Origin of the sequence: Paucibacter sp. KBW04 (genome assembly GCF_003852425.1) — a bacterium.
In the GTDB taxonomy this organism is placed as follows: Bacteria; Pseudomonadota; Gammaproteobacteria; order Burkholderiales; family Burkholderiaceae_C; genus Paucibacter_A.
In genome coordinates this window covers 168,300-192,432 of record NZ_QAJN01000002.1, presented here as the reverse complement: position 1 = coordinate 192,432, position 24,133 = coordinate 168,300, and the positions used below count along the sequence as shown (strand labels likewise).

The 24,133-nt window shown below is 64.3% G+C and carries 18 protein-coding genes; 17 read left to right on the top strand and 1 reads right to left on the bottom strand.

Translation table 11 applies throughout. The annotated features are described in order from the left end of the window. Positions 1–7 precede the first annotated feature (7 nt). Positions 8–2,332 carry an ATP-binding protein gene (locus DBR47_RS04390; RefSeq protein WP_124447322.1) on the bottom strand — a complete coding sequence of 775 codons (2,325 nt, stop codon included), beginning with the start codon at positions 2,330–2,332 and terminating at the stop codon, positions 8–10. A gap of 348 nt (positions 2,333–2,680) precedes the next feature. Between DBR47_RS04390 and mraZ the strand changes: the two genes are divergently transcribed. The 17 genes from mraZ (at position 2,681) to lpxC (ending at position 24,131) form a co-directional block, all read left to right on the top strand. Then, on the top strand, positions 2,681–3,109 hold the full coding sequence (gene mraZ, locus DBR47_RS04385) for a division/cell wall cluster transcriptional repressor MraZ (RefSeq protein WP_124447712.1): 429 nt from the start codon (positions 2,681–2,683) through the stop codon (positions 3,107–3,109). Further along, positions 3,109–4,128, top strand: a complete 1,020-nt coding sequence (rsmH, locus tag DBR47_RS04380; RefSeq protein ID WP_124447320.1) for a 16S rRNA (cytosine(1402)-N(4))-methyltransferase RsmH — start codon at positions 3,109–3,111, stop codon at positions 4,126–4,128. Before mraZ ends, rsmH begins: the two co-directional genes overlap by 1 nt. A 5-nt stretch (positions 4,129–4,133) precedes the next feature. Next, the gene (gene ftsL / locus DBR47_RS04375; protein WP_124447318.1) at positions 4,134–4,439 is read left to right on the top strand and encodes a cell division protein FtsL; all 306 of its coding nucleotides are present in this window, start codon (positions 4,134–4,136) and stop codon (positions 4,437–4,439) included. A 2-nt stretch (positions 4,440–4,441) separates the two neighbouring features. After that, positions 4,442–6,244 carry a penicillin-binding protein 2 gene (locus DBR47_RS04370; RefSeq protein ID WP_124447711.1) on the top strand — a complete coding sequence of 601 codons (1,803 nt, stop codon included), beginning with the start codon at positions 4,442–4,444 and terminating at the stop codon, positions 6,242–6,244. Then, entirely contained in the window at positions 6,244–7,752 is a 1,509-nt protein-coding gene (locus DBR47_RS04365) for a UDP-N-acetylmuramoyl-L-alanyl-D-glutamate--2,6-diaminopimelate ligase (protein ID WP_124447316.1), read from the top strand. The genes DBR47_RS04370 and DBR47_RS04365 overlap by 1 nt, the downstream gene beginning before the upstream one ends. A 14-nt stretch (positions 7,753–7,766) precedes the next feature. After that, positions 7,767–9,182: a UDP-N-acetylmuramoyl-tripeptide--D-alanyl-D-alanine ligase gene (gene murF / locus DBR47_RS04360; protein ID WP_124447710.1), complete on the top strand. Its 1,416-nt coding sequence runs from the start codon at positions 7,767–7,769 to the stop codon at positions 9,180–9,182. Further along, the gene (gene mraY, locus DBR47_RS04355) at positions 9,172–10,350 is read left to right on the top strand and encodes a phospho-N-acetylmuramoyl-pentapeptide-transferase (RefSeq protein ID WP_124447314.1); all 1,179 of its coding nucleotides are present in this window, start codon (positions 9,172–9,174) and stop codon (positions 10,348–10,350) included. The genes murF and mraY overlap by 11 nt, the downstream gene beginning before the upstream one ends. Positions 10,351–10,354: 4 nt before the next feature. Further along, positions 10,355–12,238, top strand: a complete 1,884-nt coding sequence (gene murD, locus DBR47_RS04350; protein WP_124447312.1) for a UDP-N-acetylmuramoyl-L-alanine--D-glutamate ligase — start codon at positions 10,355–10,357, stop codon at positions 12,236–12,238. After that, a complete protein-coding gene (ftsW, locus tag DBR47_RS04345) occupies positions 12,235–13,521 on the top strand; it encodes a putative lipid II flippase FtsW (protein ID WP_124447310.1) in 1,287 nt (428 codons plus the stop codon). The genes murD and ftsW overlap by 4 nt, the downstream gene beginning before the upstream one ends. A gap of 100 nt (positions 13,522–13,621) precedes the next feature. Beyond that, positions 13,622–14,719, top strand: a complete 1,098-nt coding sequence (gene murG, locus DBR47_RS04340; RefSeq protein ID WP_124447308.1) for an undecaprenyldiphospho-muramoylpentapeptide beta-N-acetylglucosaminyltransferase — start codon at positions 13,622–13,624, stop codon at positions 14,717–14,719. After that, complete coding sequence (murC, locus tag DBR47_RS04335) at positions 14,716–16,185, top strand: UDP-N-acetylmuramate--L-alanine ligase (protein WP_124447306.1); 1,470 nt, start codon at positions 14,716–14,718, stop codon at positions 16,183–16,185. The genes murG and murC overlap by 4 nt, the downstream gene beginning before the upstream one ends. Further along, positions 16,182–17,183 (top strand): D-alanine--D-alanine ligase, encoded by a 1,002-nt coding sequence (locus tag DBR47_RS04330; RefSeq protein ID WP_197046863.1) that lies wholly within the window; start codon positions 16,182–16,184, stop codon positions 17,181–17,183. The genes murC and DBR47_RS04330 overlap by 4 nt, the downstream gene beginning before the upstream one ends. Before the next feature lie 27 nt (positions 17,184–17,210). Continuing rightward, a complete protein-coding gene (locus DBR47_RS04325) occupies positions 17,211–18,029 on the top strand; it encodes a cell division protein FtsQ/DivIB (protein ID WP_124447304.1) in 819 nt (272 codons plus the stop codon). A gap of 65 nt (positions 18,030–18,094) precedes the next feature. Then, complete coding sequence (ftsA, locus tag DBR47_RS04320; protein WP_124447302.1) at positions 18,095–19,324, top strand: cell division protein FtsA; 1,230 nt, start codon at positions 18,095–18,097, stop codon at positions 19,322–19,324. A 139-nt stretch (positions 19,325–19,463) separates the two neighbouring features. Next, a complete protein-coding gene (gene ftsZ, locus DBR47_RS04315) occupies positions 19,464–20,735 on the top strand; it encodes a cell division protein FtsZ (protein WP_124447300.1) in 1,272 nt (423 codons plus the stop codon). 435 nt (positions 20,736–21,170) lie between these two features. After that, complete coding sequence (locus DBR47_RS04310; protein WP_124447299.1) at positions 21,171–23,177, top strand: sensor histidine kinase; 2,007 nt, start codon at positions 21,171–21,173, stop codon at positions 23,175–23,177. Positions 23,178–23,195: 18 nt separating this feature from the next. Beyond that, positions 23,196–24,131 carry a UDP-3-O-acyl-N-acetylglucosamine deacetylase gene (gene lpxC, locus DBR47_RS04305; RefSeq protein WP_124447298.1) on the top strand — a complete coding sequence of 312 codons (936 nt, stop codon included), beginning with the start codon at positions 23,196–23,198 and terminating at the stop codon, positions 24,129–24,131. Positions 24,132–24,133: the final 2 nt, after the last annotated feature.

Here is a 24,133-nt window from a genome sequence, read left to right as displayed (position 1 = left end):
CCGTGGACTATTGCGTTAGTTTGCGCTGTTCTTCGCTGCGGCTCAACCAAAGATGCAAGGTGCCGAATAGTTGCTCGGCCACCACGGGCTTGGCAACATGGTCATTCATGCCCGCATCCAAGCAGCGCTGGCGCTCCTCGGCAAAGGCATTGGCCGTCATGGCCAAGATGGGGATGTCGCGGCCCCGCTCCAGGCGGCGAATCGCGCGGGTGGCGTCCAGTCCGTCCATGATGGGCATTTGCACATCCATCAAGACCAGGGCGTAGTCCTTGTTCGGGTCGCTCATCATGTCTAGCGCGGCTTTGCCATCGGGGGCCACGTCGACGGCCAGGCCGGCGCTGCCCAGCAGGGCGATGGCGACTTCTTGATTGACCATATTGTCTTCGGCCAGCAGCACCCGGCGGCCACTGAACTCGGCCAGGCGGTCTCTTGCGGCATGGTTGCGGCGCGGTGGGGCGGGCGGCGGGCCGAGCACAAAGCCGCTGCTCTTGGCCAGGCTGAGCTTGAGCCAGAAGCAGCTGCCTTGGCCGGGCTTGCTTTCCACGCCCACCTGACCGCCCATCAGCTCGGCAAGGCGGCGGCAGATCGACAGGCCCAGGCCCGTGCCGCCGTAGCGTCGGGTGGTGGAGCTGTCGGCTTGCTCGAAGTCTTGGAACAGGCGTTGCTGGTCAGGATCGGCGATGCCGATGCCGGTATCGATGACCTCAAAGCGAACTTGCAGCTTGCCGGCCTCGTCCGCCAGGATGTGGGCGGCCATGCAGACCTGACCTTGTTCGGTGAACTTGATGGCGTTGCCGGCAAAGTTCAGCAAGACCTCGGCAATGCGCTGGGAGTCTCCCAGCAGCACCTGCTTGGCCAGGCGATCTTCGATCTCGATCTTGAGGCTGAGCCGCTTCTCACTGGCCCGCTGGGCGAGCATGCTGTAGACGTTGTCCAGCACTTGAGTAACGGTGAATTCGGTGTGTAGGAGCTGCAGTTTTCCGGCCTCGATTTTGGAGAGATCCAAGACATTGTTGATCACGCCCAGCAGATGCTCGGCGGCGTCGGCGACCTTTTGCAGCCTCTCCTGCTGCTTGGGTTCGTGCGCATCGCTTTGTACCAGATAGGTCATGCCGATGATGGCATTCATGGGGGTGCGGATCTCATGGCTCATATTGGCCAGGAACGCGCTTTTGGCCAGATTGGCGGCTTGGGCGGCCTGGCTGGCCTCGGCCAGCTCGGCGGTGCGTGCTTCCACCAGCTCTTCCAGGTGGTGACGGTAACGCATCAACTCCAGGGCGTCCAGACGCTGGCTTGAGATGTCGGTCAGAAAACCATGCCACAGCACCGAGCCGCCTTCCTCGGCCTGGGCGATGGCGTTGCCGTAGAGCCAGCGTTCGCTGCCGTCGGGGCGGCGGGTTCGGAACTCCTGCTGCCAGGGGCTGAGTTGGCGGGCCGACTCCTTCAGGCTTTGGCGCACCGCCGCACGGTCGGCCGGATCAATCTGCTCAAACCAGGCGTTTGCACTCTCGCTCAACTCGGCGGCGCTGAGCTGGAAGAAGTCCTTTACCGCCTCGCTGACGTAGGCGAATTGGTATTGCCCCTCGGCGTCCTTGCGTAGCTGGTAGACCACGCCGGGCACGGTCTCAGCAATGCCGCGCATGCGCTCCAGCAGGGCGCGTTGCGCACCGAACTGTTCATGCAGGGCGTGGCGCATATGGTCCAGATGGGTGCCCAGCAGGCCGATCTCGTCGGTACGGTGGCTGTTCAGCCTTGCGCTGAAGCGGCCCTCGGCCAGGTCGTTGGCAAAAGCACCCAGTTCGCGCAAGGGGCGCATCACACGGGTGTTGAGCAGGGCCAGGATCAGGCCCAGCGAGATCAGTAACTGGCCGCCCACGGTAGCGCCGTAAAGCCAGCGCTGGCGGGAGAGGGCGGCGCTGCTGAGGTGGTCGTCCAGCTCGATCTGGATATGACCGATTTGACTGCTGCCGCGCACGATATCGCGCTCGCCGAGGATTTGCCGGCCTTGCTGGCGCTCGGGCGCGCTCATCTCGATGAAGGGCGCGTCTTGCGAGGCGTCGCGGATCTTGACCCGCACCACGTCGGGCGACTTCATCACCGCCGCCACTACCTCGCGGGCGGCCACGGTGTCCAGATTCCACAGCAGCTCGGGCAGGCTGCTGGCCAGCACGTCCAGCTTGGTCTCCAGCTCGCGTTGCTGCTCTTCGACGGCGACCTGGGATTCACGCAGGCCGATCAACCAGCCGCCCACCATCAGGGCGGGGAGTAAGAGACCGATGCTGGCGCCCAGGGCGATGGCATAGAACAGAGAACTTGATGCTTTGCTGCTCAAAAACGCCTCTATCGGTTCACGCGCCTGGACGGTCCAGGGGCTTGGAAGGGATGGGCGGATCGAGCGCTTGCGCGGACTCGAGTCCTTGGGTTTCCTAGGAATCGGCAGCTTTGCGAGAGTCTGTAGCCCGAAATCGTGACAAGCCCTACTTGAAATAAGTTCATCTAGCACTTGCAGACAGTTATGCAAGTCCTTAATTTTGAACGAATTTCAGTTCCAGGGGCTTGTGAGCATATGTGTCTAAGTGCTTGATTTCATTGGAACTTTTTACGAATTGGCTTGACCTGCTGAAGTTCGGTCAGTAAAGTGGTGAAAAGTGTACTTTGGTGGGTCGCTGTGGCGAATTTTGTGTTTCAGGGGGCTTCCTCCTTGGCAATGGATGCCAAGGGGCGTTTTGCCGTCCCGACACGCCACCGCGAGGTCTTGCAGGCGCTGTGCGCCGGCCAGCTGACCGTGACCCGCCACCCCGAAGGCTGCTTGATGGTGTTCCCGCGCCCAGCCTGGGAAGCCTTTCGCGACCGCATCGCTGCGCTGCCCATGTCGGCAGCCGGCTGGAAGCGGGTTTTTCTGGGCAATGCCATGGATGTGGAGATCGACAGCGCTGCGCGCGTGCTGATCTCGCCCGAGCTGCGTGCGGCAGCCGGCATCGAGCGCGAGGTGATGCTGCTGGGCATGGGCAGTCACTTCGAGCTGTGGGACGCCCCCTCTTATGCCAAACATGAAGCACAAGTCATGCAGTCCGAACTGCCTGACGCCCTCAAGGATTTCAGCTTCTGATGGAAACAACGCCCACCTCTCCCGCCCCCTTTTCGCACACCACCGTGCTGCTGCACGAAACGGTGGAGCAGGTGCTGACCTCGCCGGACGGTGTTTACGTCGACGGCACTTTCGGCCGCGGCGGTCATTCGCGCCTGCTGCTTTCCAAACTCTCGCCCGAGGGGCGGCTGATCGCCATCGACCGCGATCTGGAGGCGATCGCGGCGGCCACGACGGGCGAGACGCGGATCACGGATCCGCGTTTTTCCATCATCCACGCCGCCTTCGCCGATATGCGCGAGCAGCTGCGCGAGCGCGGTGTGGAACAGGTGCAAGGCATCTTGCTGGACATCGGTGTGTCCAGCCCGCAGATCGACAACCCAGAGCGTGGTTTCAGCTTCCGTTTCAACGGCCCGCTGGACATGCGTATGGACACAAGCCGTGGTGAAAGTGCCGCGGATTTCCTGGCCCGCGCCGATGAGCGCCAGATTGCGGAGGTCATACGCGACTATGGGGAAGAACGGTTTGCTGTTCAGATTGCAAAGGCGCTTGTTGCTCGCAGGGCAGGCGGGAATCCCGTTAGAAGCACCGACGAGTTGTCCGAGGTCGTGGCTCGTGCGGTCAAGACCCGGGAAGCGGGACAAAACCCCGCAACGCGCACCTTTCAAGCTCTTCGGATTCACGTCAACGGGGAGCTTGAAGAACTAGAGCGCGGCCTCAACGCGGCCCTGGCCTTGCTGGCCCCGGGGGGGCGCATGGCCATCATCAGCTTCCACTCGCTGGAAGACCGCATCGTCAAGAACTTCATCGCCGGCCATAGCAAGCAGGTGGTGGACCGGCGCGCCCTGTTTGCCGAGCCCAAGCCTCTGGCGCTGGAGGCGATTGCCCGCATCAAGCCCAGCGAAGCCGAGGTGGCCGCCAACCCGCGCGCCCGCTCGGCCGTGCTGCGCATCGCCCAGCGCACCACCACGCCGCTGCCGGTGGAGCATCACAAGCGTCGTCGCGCCGCGCGCGGCGAAGGCACTGATGAGGCGCCCTGAGTGATATGAGCCGCCTCAACTTCCTCCTGCTGATTGCCGTTCTGCTGAGCGGCGTGACTCTGGTGCGCAGCGCCTACGAGGCACGCCGGCTGTTCACCGAGCTGGATCGTGCGCAGGCGGAAGGTCGGCGGCTGGAGGCTGATAGCCAGCGCCTGCAGGCCGAGCGTCATGCCCAGGCCACCAATCTGCGGGTGGAGCAGGTGGCGCGCGAGCGCCTGCATATGCGCGCCATCGGCCCGGCAGTCACTCAGGAGGTGACGGACCAGGCGGCCAAGCCTGCCCACAATGCCGCCTCGGGAGCCAAGTCTTGAAGCTGCCCGGCGCCAAACGCAATAGTGGCAGCGGCAACTCGGCCGCGCGCTCGCTCAGCACCCGCGGGGTCAATTATTCGACCAGCCCGCTGCTGGCCTCCAAGACGCCGCCCTGGCGTTCGCGCTTTCTCGTGGCCCTGGTGGGCCTGGCCTTCGCCGGCTTGCTGGTGCGTGCCTTGTACGTGCAGGTGATAGGCACCGAGTTCTATCAAAAACAGGGCGAGGCGCGCTACGCCCACACCATGGAGCTGCCGGCCAGCCGTGGCCGCATCATCGACCGCAGCGGTCAGGTGCTGGCCGCCAGCGTGGCCGTGCCTTCCTTCTGGGCCATCCCGAAAGAAGTCGATGCCGACCCCGACAAGCGGCGCGCCCTGGCCAAGATTCTGGGTTGGTCTAACGCGGAACTTGAGCGCAAGCTGGACCCGGCGACTAAATTCGTTTGGCTGCGCCGCCAGGCCGACGACCAGACGGCCGAGAAGATCAAGGCCCTGGGCCTGAAGGGCGTGTTCGCTGACCGCGAGTACAAGCGCAAATACCCCGAAGGCGAGGCCGCCGCCCATGTGGTGGGCTTCACCAATATCGAAGAAAAAGGCCAGGAAGGCATAGAGCTGGCCTTCCAGAAAGAGCTGCAGGGCCGCGATGGTTCGCGCTCAGTGGTGCGCGACCGCCTGGGCCGGGTGGTGGAAGACATTGGCGACCGCATCCCGGCGGTGAATGGTCGCGACATTGACCTGTCGGTTGACTCCAAGGTGCAGTTCTTTGCCTACCAGCGCATCCGCGACGCGGTGGCCGAGAACAAGGCCAAGGCCGGTTCGGTGGTGGTGGTCGATGTGCAGACCGGCGAGGTGTTGGCCCTGGCCAACTTCCCCAGCTACGACCCCGGTGAGCGCAAGAATCTGAGCGGCGCCCAGCTGCGCAACCGCGCCCTGACCGACATCTTCGAGCCCGGCTCGACCATGAAGCCCTTCATCGTGGCGCAAGCCCTGGAGAGCGGCCGCGTCACGCCCGACACCATCATTCATACCGCGCCTCGCAGCGTCAACATCAGCGGCTGGTCGCCCACCGACCACACGCCGCGCGAATCCATGACGGTGACCCAAGTCATCCAGCGCTCCAGCAATATCGGTGTGGTCAAGATGGCCATGCAGATGCCGCCGCGCGAGATGCACGAGCTGTTCACCGCCATCGGCCTGGGTCAGCGCCCGCAGCTGGACTTTCCCGGCGCCATCACCGGCAAGCTGCGGCCTTACAAGGCCTGGCGGCCGATCGAGCAGGCCACCATGTCTTACGGCTATGGCCTCTCGGCCTCGCTATTCCAGCTGGCTCATGCTTACACCGTATTCGCGCGGGATGGCGAGGTCATCCCCCTGACCATGATGCGTCGCCCGCCGGGCGAGCAGGTGCATGGCATCAAGGTTTTCTCGCCCAAGACGGCCGAAACCATGCGCGGCATGCTGGAGATGGCCGCCGCCCCCGGAGGCACGGCGCCCCAGGCCATGGCCGCGGGTTACAGCGTGGGCGGCAAGTCCGGCACGGCTCACAAGCAAGAAGGCAAGGGCTATGCCGGCAATAAATATCGCTCCTGGTTTGTGGGCATCGCGCCTATCAGCAAGCCCCGCATCATCGTCGCGGTGATGTTGGATGAGCCCACGGCCGGCAAGTATTTCGGTGGCGCCGTGGCCGGCCCGGTGTTCAGCCAGGTGGTCTCGCAAAGCCTGCGCCTGATGGCCGTGCCACCCGATCTGGAAGTGAAGCCGCAAATCGTGGCCAAGACCCCGGTCGAAGCAGTTGAAGAAAGCTTTTGATGTTGACGAAGTTGAAATCCCCCGAAGCCGCCGCCCGCTGGTTGCAGGAATGGACGACCGGCGCCCTGCGCACCGACAGCCGTGCCGTGCAGCCGGGTGATGCCTTCATCGCCTGGCCCGGCTATGCGCGTGACGGCCGCGAGTTTGTGGCCGCCGCCCTGGCCGCAGGTGCCTCCACCTGTCTGGTGGAAGACGAGGGCGTGGAGACTTATGGCTTTGTCGACGCCCGCGTGGCCTCGCTGCCCGGGCTCAAGAGCAAGACCGGCCTGATCGCCGCCGCCTACTACGGTGAGCCCTCCAAGGCCCTGGATGTGATCGCCACCACCGGCACCAATGGCAAGACCTCGACCGCCTGGTGGATGGCTCAGGCCCTGAGCCTGCTGGGCCAGCGCTGCGGCATTGTCGGCACCTTGGGTGTGGGCGAGCCGCCCATCCCTGGCCAGGCCAATGCGGGGGCCGCCATCGAATACACAGGCCTGACAACACCTGACCCCGTGCTCCTGCAGCAGGGCTTTCGCCGCATGGCCGACCAGGGTTTCAGCGCCTGCGCCATCGAGGCCTCCAGCATTGGTCTGAAAGAACATCGCCTAGCCGGCACCCAGCTGCGGGTGGCCTTGTTCACCAATTTCACCCAAGACCATCTGGACTATCACGGCAGCATGGAGGCCTACTGGGCCGCCAAGCGCGAGCTGTTCGACTGGCCCGGCCTGCAGGCCGCCGTGCTGAATCTGGACGATGCCAAGGGCGCCGAGTTGGCGCTTGAGTTGGCTGGCAAGTTGGATCTGTGGACCTATGCCTTGGGCGACAAGGGCGCGCGCTTGTCCGCCCACGATCTGCATTACCGCGCCGGTGGTCTGGCCTTTACCTTGCGTGAGCAGGGCGCGGGCGAGTTGCTGCTGGAGACCGGCTTGATCGGCGACTACAACGTCGCCAATCTGCTGGCCGTGCTGGGCGGCCTGCGCGCCCTGGGTCATAGCCTGGCCGACGCCGCCCGCGTGGCGGCCCAGGTCACGCCGGTGCCTGGCCGTATGCAGCGGGTGGGCTCAGGCACCGAGTTGCCTCAGCTGGTGGTGGACTATGCCCACACGCCCGATGCCTTGGACAAGGCCTTGAGCGCCCTGGCTCCGCTGGCAGCAGCACGGGGTGGTCAGCTGAGCGTGGTGTTTGGCTGCGGTGGTAATCGCGATCGCACGAAGCGGCCGGCCATGGGGGCGATTGCTGCGGCCAAGGCCCAGCGCGTCATCCTGACCAGCGACAACCCCCGTAACGAGGCGCCCGATGCGGTGCTGGCCGATATCGTCGCCGGTGTGCCCGCTGGCGCACCCCATCAAGTCATTGCCGACCGCCGCGCCGCCATAGCGCAGGCCGTGCAAGAGGCCGGCAGCCGCGACGTCATCCTGGTCGCCGGCAAAGGCCATGAGGACTACCAGGAGGTGGGCGGCGTGCGCCATCACTTCTCCGATGTGGAAGAGGCGCGTGCCGCCTTGATCCGGAGGGCTGGCCTGTGACTGCCCAACATTTGATGACTCTGGGCCAGGCCCATGCGCTGCTGCAGCCTTTGCTGCCCCAGGCGCGTCTGGTGGGCGATGCCAGCATCGCCATCCAGCGGGTGCATAGCGACAGCCGCACGCTGGCGGCGGGCGATCTTTTCGTCGCCCTGCGTGGCGAGCGTTTTGATGCGAACGATTTTCTTGCGCAGGCTGCAGCCGCCGGTGCCGTCGCTGCCCTGGCCGAACGCGGCCTGGCCGAAGCGGGGCTAGCTGGCATCGAGGTGCCCGATGCCAAGCAGGCCTTGGGCCTGTTGGCCAAGGCCTGGCGCGCCCAGCTGCAATTGCCGGTGATCGCCGTCACCGGCAGCAATGGCAAGACCACGGTCACCCAGATGATTGCCAGCATTCTGCGCACATGGCATGGCGAGCAAGCCTTGGCCACGGCGGGCAATTTCAATAACGATATCGGTGTGCCCCTGACCGTGCTGCGCCTGCGCCAGGACGAGCATCAATGGCATCGGGTGGCGGTGCTGGAGCTGGGCATGAACCACCCCGGCGAGATCGCGCCCTTGGCCGCCATCGCCCGGCCCACCGTGGCCCTGGTCAATAACGCCCAGCGTGAGCATCAGGAGTTTCTGCAGACCGTGGAGGCCGCCGCGCGCGAGAACGGCGCCGTCATCGAGGCACTGGGCGATAGTGGCGTGGCCGTGTTCCCCGCCGATGATGAATGCGCCCCCATCTGGGCCGCGCAAGCCGGCCATCGTGGCCATCTGAGTTTCGCCTTGCAAGGACCTGCCGATGTGCAGGGCAGTGCACGTTGGCTGGAGGCCGGCCATTGGGCGCTGGAGTTGCACACCCCCGCTGGCGACGCCCCCGTGGCCCTGGCCGTGGCCGGTTTGCACAATGTGCGCAATGCCTTGGCGGCTACCGCCTGCGCCCTGGCGGCCGGTGCTCCGCTGGCGGTGATTCAGCGCGGGCTGGAGGCCTTCCGCCCGGTCAAAGGTCGTTCCCAGCTGCGCCGTGTTGAACGCATGGGTCGTGCCTTCAATCTGATCGACGACAGCTACAACGCCAACCCCGACAGCGTGCGCGCGGCCATCGATGTGCTGGCGGATCTACCCGGCGCATCCTGGCTGATCTTGGGCGATATGGGCGAGGTGGGCGATCAAGGCCCGGCCTTCCACGCCGAAGTCGGCGCCTACGCTGCTCAGCGGGGCTTGCAAGCCCTGTGGACAGTGGGAAGCGCAACCGAGCACGCAGCGGCCGCCTTTGGCCCGGCCGCGCGGCATTTCAAGACGGTGGCCGAGTTGATCGCCACCCTCACAGTCGAAGAACTAGCACCTCAGGTGCAGAACATCGTGGTCAAAGGATCGAGATTCATGCGGATGGAACAGATCGTCGCTGCATTGGCGGGCGACACAGAGCAGGGCACTTCACATGCTGCATAGTTTGGCGATCTGGTTGCAAAGCATGTACCCCGAGCTGGGGTTTTTGCGGGTCTTCCAATACCTGACCTTCCGCGCCGTGATGGCGGCCCTGACGGCCTTGCTGATCGGCCTGGCCTTCGGCCCCTGGGTGATACGCCGCCTGACCGAGATGAAGATCGGCCAGCCCATCCGCGAGTACGGCGTGCAACAGCATCTGGCCAAGAGTGGCACCCCTACCATGGGTGGTGTGCTGATCTTGATCGGCATCGCGGTCTCCACCTTGCTGTGGTTTGACTGGAGCAATCGTTTCGTCTGGGTGGTGATGGTCGTCACCCTGGGCTTTGGCGCGGTCGGTTGGGTGGACGATTGGCGCAAGGTGGTGGACAAGAACCCCGAGGGCATGAAGAGCCGCGAGAAGTTCTTCTGGCAGTCCTTGATCGGCCTGTTCGCCGCCATTTACCTGGCCTTCAGCGTGTCGGAGACGTCGTTCTTGGGCGTGATCCAGCTCTTCTTCCGTTGGATCAGCAGCGGCTTCTCGACCGAGCTGCCGCCGCGCGCGGACTTGATCGTGCCCTTCTTCAAAACGGTCAGCTACCCGCTGGGCGTGTTCGGCTTTATCGGCCTGTCCTACTTCGTCATCGTGGGCACCAGCAATGCGGTGAACTTCACCGACGGCCTAGACGGCCTGGCCATCATGCCGGTGGTGATGGTGGGCTCGGTGCTGGGTCTGTTTGCCTACCTGACCGGCTCGACGGTGTTCTCCAAATACCTCTTGCTGCCCTATATCCCGGGCGCCGGTGAGTTGCTGATTTTTTGCGCGGCCATGGCCGGCGCGGGTCTGGCCTTCCTCTGGTTTAACACCCATCCGGCCCAAGTCTTTATGGGCGATGTGGGCGCGTTGTCCTTGGGCGGCGCTCTGGGCACCGTGGCTGTGATCACCCGCCAGGAAATCCTGCTGGGCATCATGGGCGGTATCTTTGTGGCCGAGGTCTTGTCGGTGATGTTGCAGGTGACCTGGTTCAAGTACACCAAGCGCAAATACGGCACCGGCCGCCGCATCTTCAAGATGGCGCCCCTGCACCACCATTTTGAGAAATCGGGCTGGAGGGAGACGCAGGTCGTGGTGCGCTTCTGGATCATCACCATGCTGCTATGCCTGATCGGCCTGGCCAGCCTGAAGCTCCGCTAATGCCATGAGAAGCTATAACGACCGTCATGCGCTGATCCTGGGCCTGGGTGACACCGGCCTGGCCATGGCCGTCTGGATGCAGCGTTTGGGTGTTGCCAGCATCCGGGTCTGGGACTCGCGTGCCAACCCGCCTCAGCTGGCGGCCCTGCGCGAGGTCTTGCCCGAAGCAACGTTTGTCAGCGGCGAGTTCGGTGAGCCTGCGGCCGAGTTGCAGGGTGTGCACCTCTTGCTCAAGAGCCCGGGCCTGTCGCCCCGCGATGCGCGCATCGCGCCCTTGATCGAGCTGGCGCGCCAGACCGGCGTGCCTGTGCTGGGCGAGCTGGACTTGTTTGTGCAGGCCCTGGCTGACCTGAAGACCGAGCGGCAATATGCCCCGGCCGTGCTGGCCATCACCGGCACCAATGGCAAGACGACGACCACTTGCATGACCGCCTTGCTGGCCGAGCGCGCCGGCAAGCGTGTGGCGGTGGCCGGCAATATCGGCCCCAGCATGTTGGGCATGCTCGGCCAGGCCTTGGATCTGGAGCCGGAACCTGTCCTTGAACTTGCGGTGGAAGCGCCGCTGGACATGCCAGCTGAAGCCGTGGAGGTAGTGGAAGCGACGCCAAGCGAGTCGGCCACGGAAGCCATGGCGAACGAGGCCATGGCCGATGCGGAGTTGAGCGTGGACGTCCCGGCTGTCGAAGCTGAACCCTCGCCAGAGGAGGTCGCCGAGCCTGTCGCTGAAGCCGCTGAGACTGCCGAAATTGCGGCACCCGCTGCAGTTGCCGCCACCGTCCTCGAGCAATCCACCATGGAAATGGTGGACGCCTTGCTGGACGAGGCGCCCCTGCCCATCAAGCCGCCGCCCAAGGGCCCGGTGTTTGAGGTCTTGCCCGAGGTCTGGGTGCTGGAGCTGTCCAGCTTCCAACTCGATGGCGTGCAGGGCTTCGAGCCCACGGCCGCCACGGTGCTCAATATCACCCAGGACCATCTGGACTGGCACGGCGATATGGCCGACTACAGCCGGGCCAAGGCGCGGGTGTTTGGCGAGCAAGGCCTGATGGTCATCAACCGCGACGACCCCCTGGTCGAGGCCATGGTGCCGGCCGCTGTGCTGGTCAAGCAAGGCCGGGGTCGCGCGGCCAAGAGCGTGTCGCGCCGGGTCACCCGTTTCGGCCTCGACGCCCCGGACCGCCCCGGCGATTTCGGCCTGGTGGAAGAGGGCGGCATGGCATGGCTGGTGCGCGCCCGCGAGGTGGACGAGACCATCAAACGCAAGAAAGGCGATGACGAGGAAGAAATTTCTCTGCAGCGCCTGATGCCGGCCGATGCCCTGCGGGTGCGCGGCCGCCACAACGCCTCGAACGCGCTGGCGGCTCTGGCCTTGGCCAGCGCGGCGGACTGCGCCTTGGCTCCTATGCTGCACGGCCTGCGCGAATACCGAGGCGAGCCGCATCGGGTCGAGCATGTGGCGACGATTGACGGCATCGACTTCTACGACGATTCCAAGGGCACGAATGTGGGCGCCACCGTGGCCGCCATCACCGGCCTAGGTGCAGACCGCGACCCGGCCAAGCTGGTCTTGATTCTGGGTGGCGACGGCAAGGGCCAGGACTTCAGCCCTTTGGCTGCCGGTGTCGCCCGCCATGCACGCGCCGTGGCCTTGATCGGCCGCGACGGCCCGCAGATCGCGGCGGCCCTGGCCGAGACTGGCGTGCCCCTGCAGTCGCATGAATCCCTGGAAGCCGCCACCGCCTGGTGTCTGGAACAAGCCCAAGGCACGGACAGCGTGCTCCTGAGCCCCGCCTGTGCCAGCCTGGATATGTTCCGCAACTACGCCCACCGCGCTGAGGTCTTTGTGGCCGCGGTGCAAAGCCTGGCGGCCGACCGAGGTCTCAGCGCATGAGCGAGACCGGCAGCGGCAGCTTTCGCTCGGGCGGCTTGGCCGGCCTGGTCGAGCGCCTGCGTGGCCTGCTGGGCGGCGATCGCGCGGGCGGCAAAGAGAAAGTGCCAGTGCGGGACTGGGTTTCCACCTCGGCCGGCCAACCCACGCAGATTCAGGGTTTGGATCTGACGCTGATCTGGGTGGTCTTGGCCTTGATGGGCCTGGGCCTGCTGATGGTGTATTCGGCCTCCATCGCCATGCCGGACAACCCGCGCTTTGCCAAATACCTGCCCACGCACTTTTTGATCCGACACATCGTGGCCATCTGCTTCGGCCTGGTGGCGGCCTTGGTGACGGTGATGGTGCCGGTTAGCAACTGGGAGCGCTGGGCGCCCTGGTTGTTTGTGGTGGCCCTGGTCTTGCTGATCTTGGTGCTGGTGCCGGGTGTGGGCAAGGTGGTGTATGGCGCGCGGCGTTGGCTGCCTCTGGGTGTGATGAACTTCCAGCCCTCGGAGCTGGCCAAGTTCGCCATCGCCATGTATGCGGCCAACTACATGATGCGCAAGATGGATGTGAAGGAGAACTTCGTCAAAGCCGTCTGGCCCATGGTCGTGGCCCTGGGCGTGGTGGGCGTTTTGCTGCTGGCCGAGCCGGATATGGGGGCCTTCATCGTGATCGCCGCCATCGCCATGGGCATCTTGTTCTTGGGCGGTGTGAACGGCCGCATGTTCTTCCTCATCGTGGCGGTTTTGATCGGTGCCTTTGTGCTGATGATCACGCTGAGCGACTTCCGCCGCGAGCGCATTTTTGCCTACCTCAACCCCTGGGACGAGAAGTACGCCCAGGGCAAGGCTTATCAGCTGACGCATTCCCTGATCGCACTCGGCCGGGGCGAATGGTTCGGCCAGGGCCTGGGTTCCAGCGTGGAAAAACTGCATTACCTGCCCGAGGCGCACACCGACTTCTTGCTGGCCGTGATCGGCGAAGAGCTGGGCTTTTTGGGCGTGGCCGTGGTGATCCTGGGCTTCTTCTGGCTCTCGCGCCGGCTCTTCCACATCGGCCGCCAAGCCATCGCCCTGGACCGCGTGTTCGCCGGTCTCTATGCCCAAGGCATAGGCATCTGGATGGGCGGCCAAGCTTTTATCAATATGGGCGTGAACCTCGGCGCCCTGCCTACCAAAGGACTGACTTTGCCCCTGATGAGTTTTGGAGGGTCGGCGATTCTGATGAACTGTGTCGCGCTGGCTGTGGTTTTGAGAATTGATATTGAAAACCGGCAACTCATGCGAGGAGGCCGAGCATGAGCGGCTTGAAGCAAAGCGCAAAGCCGACGCTGCGCAGCATGCGCGGCGTTTGCCGGTTTCGGCGCAGCCAAAACAGACAGCTCATGCGGGGAGGCCGCGCGTGAGTACTAAACACCTGGTCATCATGGCGGCCGGCACCGGTGGTCACATCATTCCCGGCCTGGCCGTGGCCGAGGAGATGACCCGGCGCGGCTGGAGCGTCAGCTGGATGGGCACCGAGTTGGGCCTGGAAAACAAGCTGGTGCCGCCGACCGGCATTCCGCTGGACCGCATGGCCTTCGCCGGCCTGCGCGGCAAGGGCTTGATGCATACCGTCAAAGGTTTGTTCAAGCTGGTGCAGGCCTTTGTGCAGAGCCGTCAGGTCTTTGTGACTCGCAGCGCCGATGTGGTGCTGGGCATGGGCGGCTATGTCTGCTTTCCCGGCGGTCTGATGGCCTGGCTGAGCGGCAAGCCGCTGATGTTGGTGAATGCCGATGCGGCCATGCTCTTGAGCAATAACTCCCTCAAGCATTTCGCCCGTCGCATCGCCTTTGGCTTTGACGGCGCAGCGGCCGCAGCCACGCCCAAGGCCGTGGTGACGGGCAATCCGGTGCGGGCCGAGATCGAGGCCATCGCGCCGCCCGAGCAGCGTTTTGCTGGCCGCTCGGGGCCCTTGCGGATTCTGGTGGTGGGTGGCTCCCTGGGTGCCAAAGCCATCAACGAAGTCCTGCCCAAGGCCTTGGCTCTGTGGCCCACCGAGAGCCGCCCGCAGGTATTGCATCAAACCGGTCAAGCCAATCTGGCGGCCGTGCAACAAGGCTATCGCGAGGCCGGTCTGGAGCTGGGCGAGGGCCTGGAGCTGCGCCCCTTTATCGAGGATATGGCGACGCAGCTGGCCGAGGCCGATCTGATCATCTGCCGCGCCGGCGCCGTCACCGTGAGCGAGCTCTGCGCCGCCGGCCTGCCCAGCGTGCTGGTGCCTCTGGTCGTCAGCACCACCTCGCATCAGCGCGACAACGCGCAGTACATGGCCCAGCACGCCGCGGCCATCCATCTGCCGCAGCCGGAGCTGAACGCGCAAAGCCTTTATGAATTGCTCAAGAGCCAGGACCGCGACAGCCTCGTGCAAATGGCCCAGCGCGCCCGCGCCCTGGCCAAGCCGCGCGCGGCGGCGCGAGTGGCGGACGAGTTGGAAGCCTTGGTGAGTCATCAATCATGAAACACGCACTCAAGCACATCCATTTCGTCGGCGTTGGCGGCGCCGGCATGAGCGCCATCGCCGAGATCCTGCACGATCTGGGCTATGTCGTTTCGGGCTCCGATCAATCGGACAGCGCCACCGCGCAGCGCCTAGCCAGCCTGGGCCTGAGCATCCACATCGGCCATGCGGCCGAGCACATCGCGGGCGCGCAGGTGGTGGTCACCTCGACCGCCGTCAAGGCCGACAACCCCGAGGTGATTGCAGCGCGCGCCCAAGGCATCCCGGTGGTGCAGCGCGCTGTCATGCTGGCCGAGTTGATGCGTCGGCAAAAAGGCATTGCGGTGGCCGGCACCCATGGCAAGACGACGACGACCTCCTTGCTCAGCTCGGTGCTGGTGGAGGCGGGCCTGGATCCGACCTTCGTCATCGGCGGCAAGCTCCTGGCCGCGGGCGCCAACTCGCGCCTGGGCCAGGGCGAGTTCATCGTGGTGGAGGCCGATGAGTCGGACGCCTCCTTCCTGAACCTGCTGCCCACCCTGGCCGTCGTCACCAATATCGACGCCGACCATATGGAAACCTATGGCCATGACTTTGCGCGCCTGAAGCTGGCCTTTGTCGAGTTCCTGCACCGCATGCCTTTCTACGGCGCGGCGGTCTTGTGCGGGGATGATGCGGGTGTGCGCTCCATCATGCCCTTGCTGTCCCGTCCGGTGATCAGCTATGGCATGAATGCTGGCAATCAGGTGCAGGCCTTGGATGTGCAAGCCCTGGCCGGTGGCCAGATGCGCTTCAAGGTTCGCCGTGAACTGGAGCAGGGTCAGGTCTTGCCCGAGTTGGAGGTGACGCTCAATCTGGCCGGTCAGCACAATGTGTTGAACGCCCTGGCCGTGATCGCCGTGGCCACCGAGCTGGAGTTGCCGGACGCGCCCATCGTGGCCGCCCTGCAGAAGTTCGGCGGCGTGGGTCGGCGCTTCCAGCGCTATGGTGATCTGCCCACGCAGGACGGCGGCACATTCGCGCTGATCGATGACTACGGCCACCACCCGGTGGAAATGGCCGCGGTGCTGAGCGCGGCGCGCGGGGCCTTCCCCGGCCGCCGCCTGGTGTTGGCCTTCCAGCCGCATCGCTACACCCGCACGCGGGACTGCTTTGCCGACTTTGTGCAGGTGATGGGCCAGGCCGATGCCGTGCTTTTGACCGAGGTTTACTCGGCTGGCGAACCGGTGATTGCCGGCGCCGATGGACGTGCCTTGATGGATGCGCTGACGAAGGCGGCCAAGGGTGCGGAGAAGGGCGCGGAGAAGGGCCAGACCCCGGTCAACTTTGTCGACAATATCGCCGCGCTGCCGCAGGCCATCGCTCAGCAGGCGAAGGCCGGCGATGTGGTGATCGTGATGGGCGCCGGCTCGATTGGCGCCGTGCCCGCCCAGACACATGAACTTTTGACTGTGCCGCCCGCTAGCGGCAAGGATGCTTCGGCATGAATACACCCACTGTTTTGAATTTGAATATCGATCCCAAGGCATTCGGCAAGGTCGCCGTTTTGCTGGGTGGCAGCTCGGCCGAGCGCGAGGTTTCGCTGACCATGTCGGGCCCCGGCGTCTTGCAAGCCTTGCGTGAGGAAGGTGTGGACGCTCACCCCTTCGATCCCTCGGTGAACGATCTGGGTGAACTCAAGCGTCAAGGCTTCGCGCGCTGCTTCATCGCCCTGCATGGTCGGGGCGGTGAGGACGGCACGGTGCAGGGCGCCTTGGAGTTGCTGGGCATCCCCTACACCGGCTCGGGCGTGATGGCCTCCAGCATGGCCATGGACAAGATCACCACCAAGCGCCTGTGGCTGGCCGACGGCCTGCCCACACCGCGCTATGTGAAGATTCGCCGCGCCGACATCAGCCGCGAACGCTGCAATGCCATCCCCGATGAGCTGGGCCTGCCGGTGTTTGTGAAGCCGCCGCACGAGGGTTCGTCCATGGGCGCCAGCAAGGTGGAGGGCTATTCGCAGATGCAGGAGGCGGTGCAGCTGGCCGCGCAATTCGACGATGAAATCCTCTGCGAGGAATTCATCGAAGGCCCCGAGCTGACCTGCCCCGTGCTGGGCGAGGGTGATGCCGCCTTCGCTCTGCCGGTGGTGCGCATCAATGCGGTCGAAGGCAAGTACGACTACCAAAACAAGTACTTCACCAACACCACCCAGTACCTCACCGGCACCCTGAGCGAAGCACAGGAGCGTGAGGTCCAGGCCCTGGTGCTGGCGGCCTACCGCTCCCTGGGCTGCCGCGGCTGGGGTCGTGCCGACCTGATGCTGCGCGCCAAGGACGGCAAGCCCTTTTTGCTGGAGATGAACACCTCGCCCGGCATGACCTCTCATTCCCTGGTGCCGGTGTCGGCCAAGGCGGCGGGCATTCCTTACTCCAAGCTCTGCCTGTGGCTGCTCTCGCAAGCGCGGCTGGACAACAGCAAGCCTGTCGCCCCAGCGGTCTGAGACTGAAGCCCACCCATTCACCCAGCCATGCGCGCCAACAGCAAAACCCTCATCATCCCGCCAGACGTTCGTCTGATGCAGGCGGTGACGGCTTTGCTGCTCGCCGCTTTTGTGCTGGCGTCGGCGGCCTTGGCCCTGCGCTGGTTCAGCCGCCTGCCGGTGTTCGCCATCCGCGCGATTCAGGTGGAGGGCGATGTGACCCGCAATAGCGCGGCCTCACTGCGGGCCAATGCCTTGCCCCATCTCTCGGGCTCCTTCTTGAGCATGAGCTTGCAGAACGGACGCAATGCTTTTGAGGCCGTGCCTTGGGTGCGCAATGCCCAGGTGCAGAGGGTCTGGCCGAATCGCCTGCGCGTCAAACTGGAAGAACACCACCCCGCCGCCTACTGGGAAACCAAGGCCGAGGGGGCCGACGCGCAGAGCGATGCCGCCGTGGACCGCCTGCTGGTGAACAGCTATGGCGAAGTCTTCCAGGCCAATCTGGGCGATGTGGAAGACGAGGACCTGCCGGTGCTGGCCGGCCCCAAGGGCAGTTCGGCCGCCATGTTGAAGATGTGGCAGCAACTGCAAGCCCTCAGCAACAAGCAGCAAGACGGGGTCGAAAGGCTGGATTTGTCGGGCCGCGGCTCCTGGCGGGTGACGCTGGAAAAGGGTGCGGTGCTGGAATTGGGCCGCGGCAGCGAGGAAGAAGTGCTGGCCCGTTATGGACAATATATGCGCACGATTACACAGATTAGCTCGCGCTACCAAGCGCCGGTTTTGTCCGCCGATTTGCGACATGCGGATGGATTTGCCGTGCGTTTGCGCGGGGTAACGACCACGGAAAAGCCCGGCAAGACCCGTTGAGCCGGGCTCAAAGGGTTTGGCCGCGGGCGGCAGCGAAGACGAAAAAACTCTAAGGAAAAAGAGATATGGCCAAGGAATACAAGGATTTGGTCGTCGGACTGGATATCGGCACCGCCAAGATCATGGCGGTGGTGGCCGAGGTGTTGGGCAATGGTGAATTGCGCATTGCCGGTCTGGGCGTGGCCACTTCGCATGGCTTGAAGCGCGGCGTGGTCGTCAATATTGATGCCACCGTGCAATCCATCCAGCAGGCCTTGAAAGAGGCCGAAATGATGGCCGACTGCAAAATCAGCCGGGTTTACACCGGCATCACCGGCAGCCATATTCGCGGCCAAAACTCCACCGGCATGGTGATTGTGCGTGACAAAGAGGTCACGCCGGTGGACGTGGCGCGGGTGGTGGAAACCGCCAAAGCCATCAATATTCCCAACGATCAGCGCCTGTTGTTGGTGGAGCCGCAGGAATTTGTCATCGACGGCCATGAGGTGAAAGAGCCGATTGGTATGAGCGGCGGTCGCCTGGAGGTCAAGGTACATATTGTGACCGGCGCCCAAAGTGCGGCGGAAAACATCGTCAAATGCGTGCGCCGCTGCGGTTTGGAGGTCGATCAACTGGTTTTGAATCCCAGCGCCTCCAGCCATGCCGCGCTGACGCCCGATGAGCGCGACCTGGGTGTGGCCATTGTGGATATTGGGGCGGGCACCACCGATGTCGCCATATTCACCGGCGGTTCGATTCGCCATACCGCCGTAATACCAATCGCCGGCGATTTGATTACCAGCGATATTGCGATGGCCTTGCGCACGCCCACCAAGGATGCCGAGGAAATCAAGGTCGAACATGGCGTGGCCAAGCAATTGCTGGCCGACCCGGCCGATCAGGTGGAAGTCCCCGGTTTGGGTGACAGGGCGCCGCGCATGCTTTCCAAACAGGCTTTGGCGGGCGTGATTGAGCCACGCGTCGAGGAAATATTCTCCCTGGTCCAGCAAGTCATTCGGGAAAGCGGATACGAGGAATTGTTGTCTTCCGGAATCGTCCTAACGGGGGGGTCTTCGGTGATGCCTGGCATGATTGAGCTGGCCGAAGACATATTCCTGAAACCGGTGCGCCGTGGGAATCCCACCTATAGCGGTGCCTTGTTTGACATGGTTTCCAACCCGCGTTCCGCCACCGTCATGGGTTTGCTGGAAGAGGCGCGCATGTCGCGCACCCGGGGTTTGAAGGCGGCGCAACAAGCGGGTTCGATGAAGACCGCTTTCGGGCGCGCCAAGGATTGGTTTTTGGGCAATTTCTAAGCCCCGCGGGGGCAGATTTGCAGCGGCAGAGTTTTTGAGGACTTAACTGTCGGGAAACAACGGCAGTAAGTGAAAAAAGAGGGTGAACCCCGTAGTTTTTCACTGTTGTTAACGGCACAATCGGCACAGGAGGTTTGTTATGGCGATCGAAATGATTGAAGAGTTTGACCAAGGCACCCAAATCAAGGTGATTGGTGTTGGCGGTGGCGGCGGTAATGCCGTGGAGCACATGATTGCTCAGGGCGTGCAGGGTGTGGAATTCATCTGCGCCAACACCGATGCCCAAGCACTCAATCGCTCGAAGGCTGACCAGCTGCTGCAGCTGGGCACCTCCGGCCTGGGCGCTGGCGCCAAGCCCGAAAAGGGCCAGGAAGCCGCGCTGGAGGCCGAAAGCCGCATCCGCGACGCCATCCAAGGCGCCAATATGTTGTTCATCACCGCCGGCATGGGCGGCGGCACCGGCACCGGCGCTGCACCCGTGATCGCTCGTGTGGCCAAGGAAATGGGCATCCTCACCGTCGGTGTGGTGACCAAGCCTTTTGAGTTTGAAGGCAAGCGCCGCTCCACGGCCGCCGATGCCGGCTTGGCCGAGCTGGAAGCCAATGTCGACTCCCTGATCGTGGTGCTGAACGACAAGCTGCTGGACGTGCTGGGCGACGACGTCACCCAGGACCAAGCCTTTGCCCACGCCAACGATGTGCTGAAGAACGCCGTGGGCGGCATCTCCGACATCATCCACATCCCCGGCCTGGTCAACGTCGACTTTGAAGACGTCAAGACGGTGATGAGCGAGCCCGGCAAGGCCATGATGGGCACGGCCCAAGCCAGTGGCCCGGACCGCGCCGCCAAGGCCGCCGAAGCCGCCGTGGCTTGCCCGCTGCTGGAAGGTATCGACCTGTCCGGCGCGCGTGGCGTGCTGGTGCTGATCGCCGCAAGCAAGGCGAACTTCAAGCTGAGCGAGTCGCGCAACGCCATGAACGCCATCAAGCGTTATGCCTCCGACGAAGCCCACATCATCTACGGCACGGCCTATGACGAGAGCCTGGGCGAAGCCCTGCGGGTGACCGTCATCGCCACCGGCCTGTGCTCGCAACGCGCTCGTCAAGCCGCACCGCTGCAAGTGGTGCAACAACAGGTGCAGCTGCGCACCGGTACCGACAATATGCCGGTGCTGACCCAGGCCGTCACCATGGCTTCGGCCGGCGTGGGCCAGGGCGTGAGCGCTGCCGCTCCCGCCATGGGCTCGGTGGCCGGCGTCGGCGCCCTGGGTGCTGGCGGCGATTTCGCCGGCATGAGCGTGCCCAGCGTCTGGCGCCACGGCCGCACGGCCGCCGCCAAGGTGGAGGCGCTGTCCTCCAACGGCATGGACGAAATCGAGATCCCAGCCTTTTTGCGCAAGCAAGCTGATTGATTTCGCACGGTCAAGCCCCAGCCGCAATACACGCGGATGGGCTTGGCCTGCAAGTCAGAACTAAACCTCCGCCCGACCCGGTGTCATGAGCCAGCAGCTCAGGACACCGGGTTTTGCTTTTGGGCTTGCGCACCGTGCGCTGGCCTTGCCCGCCAATCCCCCAGAAGAAGGGCCCCAAGCGCCGCGCGCAGCGGCCCCGCAACAGCGGAGCCGCTGGGCCCAAAAGGCCTGCTGCCGAGCCCGGGCCTGTGGCATGCTTGCTGCTTCCATCTGGCTGTTTGGCGTCCGCATTGAATGCTTGTTTCGACTCTTGATCCCGCTTTGACGAGGCATACGCTCCTGCAGGCCGGGCGGCCGCATGGCGGGCTCGCGTCGGCATCGGCGTTAGCGTCAGAGTTTGCGTTGGCGGGCTTGGCTGCCTGGGCCCGTCGTGCCTTGCGCCTTTGGCTGCTGGCCCTGCTGAGCCTGCTCTTGGCAAGCCTCTTGCCCGGCTTTGGCGCCTGGGCACAGCCGCGTTTGATCACCCCGCCGGCCGATGCCAATAAGCAGCTGGGTCAGCAGATGCAAAGTGCTGAGTTGGCCATCAGCCAATGGTCGCGCGACGATTTGCATGAGTGGTGGGCGGCCCTGCGCTCCATGGACGGCAGCCCCGGCAGCATGCCCTCGCATCTGCAGCCCCCCAGCGACCCGCGCTTGTGGAGCCGGGTGCAATTGCCCGATGTGCGCGGCCGCGAGGTGGGCCGCCGCTTCACCGAAGACCCGCAGTACCAGATGCGTTGGTATCGCTTCCGCTACGCGCCTCCCGAAGGGCGCTGGCCCACCAGTGTGGCCTTGTATATGCCGCGCCTGGTGACCATGGCCGCCGCCGTGCTGGTGCATACCGATGAGGGCTGGCGGCCGGTGTTTGACAACCAATCTGGCGCGCGCGAGCAATGGGTGCGCCCGCTGTGGGTGGTCTTTCCTGCCGCGCTGACGGCGCTCAGCCAGGATCAGGCCCTGGAGGTGGTGGTGGCGGTGCCTGCCATCAACGACACCTTCTATTCGGTCTCCAGCGCCTGGCTGGGCCCGCGCGAGGATCTGGAGGCGCGCTACCAGCGACGCTGGGCCTTGCAGATCGGCGTGCCTCAGGCCACAGGCCTGACCCTGGTGGTGCTGGGCCTGTTCTCTTTTTCTCTCTGGGTGCGCCGGCGTGATGAGCCGGCCTATCTGCTCTTCTCTCTGGCCTCGGTCGCTTGGCTGCTGCGCAATCTGCATTACCACGTGGACCTGCCGCGCACCCGGGTCGGGCTGGAGTGGTTTTGGTGGGTGACCCATGCCTCCATGTCCTGGGTGATGCTGCTTACCTTTCTCTTTGTGCTGCGCTTTTCCAGGCGGCGCTTCCCGCGCTTTGAGTTGGGTGTGGCCGGGCTGGTCTTGCTGGGCAGTACGCTGACCCTGCCGTTCTGGCATTTCTGGTTCGATGGCCTGTTCTTTCAGCATGCGATCAACGCGGTCGTCGGTTTTGCCTGCACCAGCTTTGTGGTGAGCGTGGCCTTGCGGGAGCGGCGTTACGGCCTGCGCCTGATTGCTCTGGCCCTGGTGCTCAGCCTTTTGCTGGGCATTCACGATCTCTTCCTGCTGGCGGGCTGGGCCTGGCCCGAGCATATTTATCTGATGCCTTTTGCCACCCTCATCATCGTGGCCAGTTTTCTGTACGCGGTGCAGAACCGTTATGTGGGCGCGGTCTACGAGGTGGAGTTGCTGAACGAGAACCTGGCCCAGCGCCTGGACGCGCAAAGCCGCGAGATGCAGGCCCAGCACGACCGCCTGCGCGAGGCCGAGCGCCAGCAAGCCCTGCTGCTGGAGCGCCAGCGCCTGATGCAGGACATGCACGATGGCCTGGGCTCCTCCCTGCTCTCGGCCATGGTGGCGGTGGAGCAGGGCAGCATGGATCAGGACCGGGTGGTCGAGGTGCTGCGCGAGTGTGTGGACGATCTGCGCCTGGTGATCGATTCGCTGGAACCTATCGGCCATGATCTGGTCTCCCTGCTCGCCACCATGCGTTACCGTTTGGGCAAGCGCTTGCAAGCCGGCGGCCTGATGCTGGAGTGGGATGTGCAAGACCTGCCGCCGCTGGAATGGCTGGAGCCCCCCGACGCGCTGCATGTGTTGCGCCTGATGCAGGAGGCCTTGAGCAATGTGCTCAAACATGCGCGCGCCAGCCGGGTGCGCATGGTGACCCGCCATCACGGCAGCTATGTGGAGATCCGGGTGGAAGACGATGGCGAAGGTTTTGACATCAACACCGCCCAACGGGGCCGCGGCCTGAAGAGCCAGCAGCGCCGCACCCAGCGCCTGGGCGGCTCTTTGCGCATCGATTCCAGCCCCGGCCATGGCACCCGCCTGAGCCTGCGTCTGCCCGTCATCCGCCCAGAGGCCCCAGGCAAGCAAAGCCCTGCCTGATCGCCGACAATCTCGCCCATGCTGCAACAAAGAACGCTGAAGTCTCTGACCCGTGCCGTGGGCGTGGGCATACACAGCGGGCAAAGAGTCGAGCTGACCCTGCGCCCCGCCGCGCCCGACACGGGCATTGTTTTTCGCCGTGTCGACCTGAACACGCCGGTCGACATCCCCGTGCGCACCGACACGGTCTGCGACACCCGCATGGCCACCACCATCAGCCCGAATGGCGACCCCGGCGGCCCCAAGGTGCAGACCATTGAACATCTGCTCTCGGCCTGCGCGGGCCTGGGGCTGGACAATCTCTACGTCGACATCAATGCCGACGAGGTGCCCATACTCGACGGTTCGGCCGCCAGCTTTGTCTACCTGCTGCAGAGCGCCGGCATCGAGCTGCAGAAGGAGCCCAAGAAGTTTTTGCGCGTCAAGAAGACGGTGGAAGTGCGCCAGGGCGAGGGCAAACGCCTGATGTGGGCTCGGCTTGCACCCCATCACGGTTACACACTGAGCTTTGAGATCGAGTTCGACAACCCCGCTGTCTCGGCCACCGGCCAGCAATATGTGTTCGATATGGGCAGCGGCCAGTACAAGCGCGAGATCGCACGCGCCCGCACCTTTGGCATGACCAGCGATATCGAGCTGATGCGCTCGCGCGGCCTGACCCTGGGCGGCTCCATGGACAACGCCATCGTGGTGGACGACTACCGCGTGCTCAATGCCGATGGCCTGCGCTACGACGATGAGTTCGTGAAGCACAAAATCCTCGATGCCATCGGCGATATGCAGGTGGTGGGCCATCCGCTCTTGGCGGCCTATACCTCCTTCAAGGGCGGCCACGCGCTCAACAACAAGCTGCTGCGCGCCTTGCTGGCGGACGAGACGGCGTATGACTACGTCACTTTTGAAGACGAGGCCAAGGCCCCGCAGGGCTTTGCCAAACTGGCACCGGCCTGGTAAGC

Excerpts from the sequence above, each read along its gene's own strand:
- murC (WP_124447306.1), top strand. The coding sequence starts at position 14,716 with ATGAAACACGCACTCAAGCACATCCATTTCGTCGGCGTTGGCGGCGCC.
- lpxC (WP_124447298.1), top strand. The coding sequence starts at position 23,196 with ATGCTGCAACAAAGAACGCTGAAGTCTCTGACCCGTGCCGTGGGCGTG.
- ftsW (WP_124447310.1), top strand. The coding sequence starts at position 12,235 with ATGAGCGAGACCGGCAGCGGCAGCTTTCGCTCGGGCGGCTTGGCCGGC.
- rsmH (WP_124447320.1), top strand. The coding sequence starts at position 3,109 with ATGGAAACAACGCCCACCTCTCCCGCCCCCTTTTCGCACACCACCGTG.
- murF (WP_124447710.1), top strand. The coding sequence starts at position 7,767 with ATGACTCTGGGCCAGGCCCATGCGCTGCTGCAGCCTTTGCTGCCCCAG.
- DBR47_RS04365 (WP_124447316.1), top strand. The coding sequence starts at position 6,244 with ATGTTGACGAAGTTGAAATCCCCCGAAGCCGCCGCCCGCTGGTTGCAG.
- mraY (WP_124447314.1), top strand. The coding sequence starts at position 9,172 with ATGCTGCATAGTTTGGCGATCTGGTTGCAAAGCATGTACCCCGAGCTG.
- ftsA (WP_124447302.1), top strand. The coding sequence starts at position 18,095 with ATGGCCAAGGAATACAAGGATTTGGTCGTCGGACTGGATATCGGCACC.
- ftsZ (WP_124447300.1), top strand. The coding sequence starts at position 19,464 with ATGGCGATCGAAATGATTGAAGAGTTTGACCAAGGCACCCAAATCAAG.
- murD (WP_124447312.1), top strand. The coding sequence starts at position 10,355 with ATGAGAAGCTATAACGACCGTCATGCGCTGATCCTGGGCCTGGGTGAC.
- ftsL (WP_124447318.1), top strand. The coding sequence starts at position 4,134 with ATGAGCCGCCTCAACTTCCTCCTGCTGATTGCCGTTCTGCTGAGCGGC.
- DBR47_RS04325 (WP_124447304.1), top strand. The coding sequence starts at position 17,211 with ATGCGCGCCAACAGCAAAACCCTCATCATCCCGCCAGACGTTCGTCTG.
- DBR47_RS04330 (WP_197046863.1), top strand. The coding sequence starts at position 16,182 with ATGAATACACCCACTGTTTTGAATTTGAATATCGATCCCAAGGCATTC.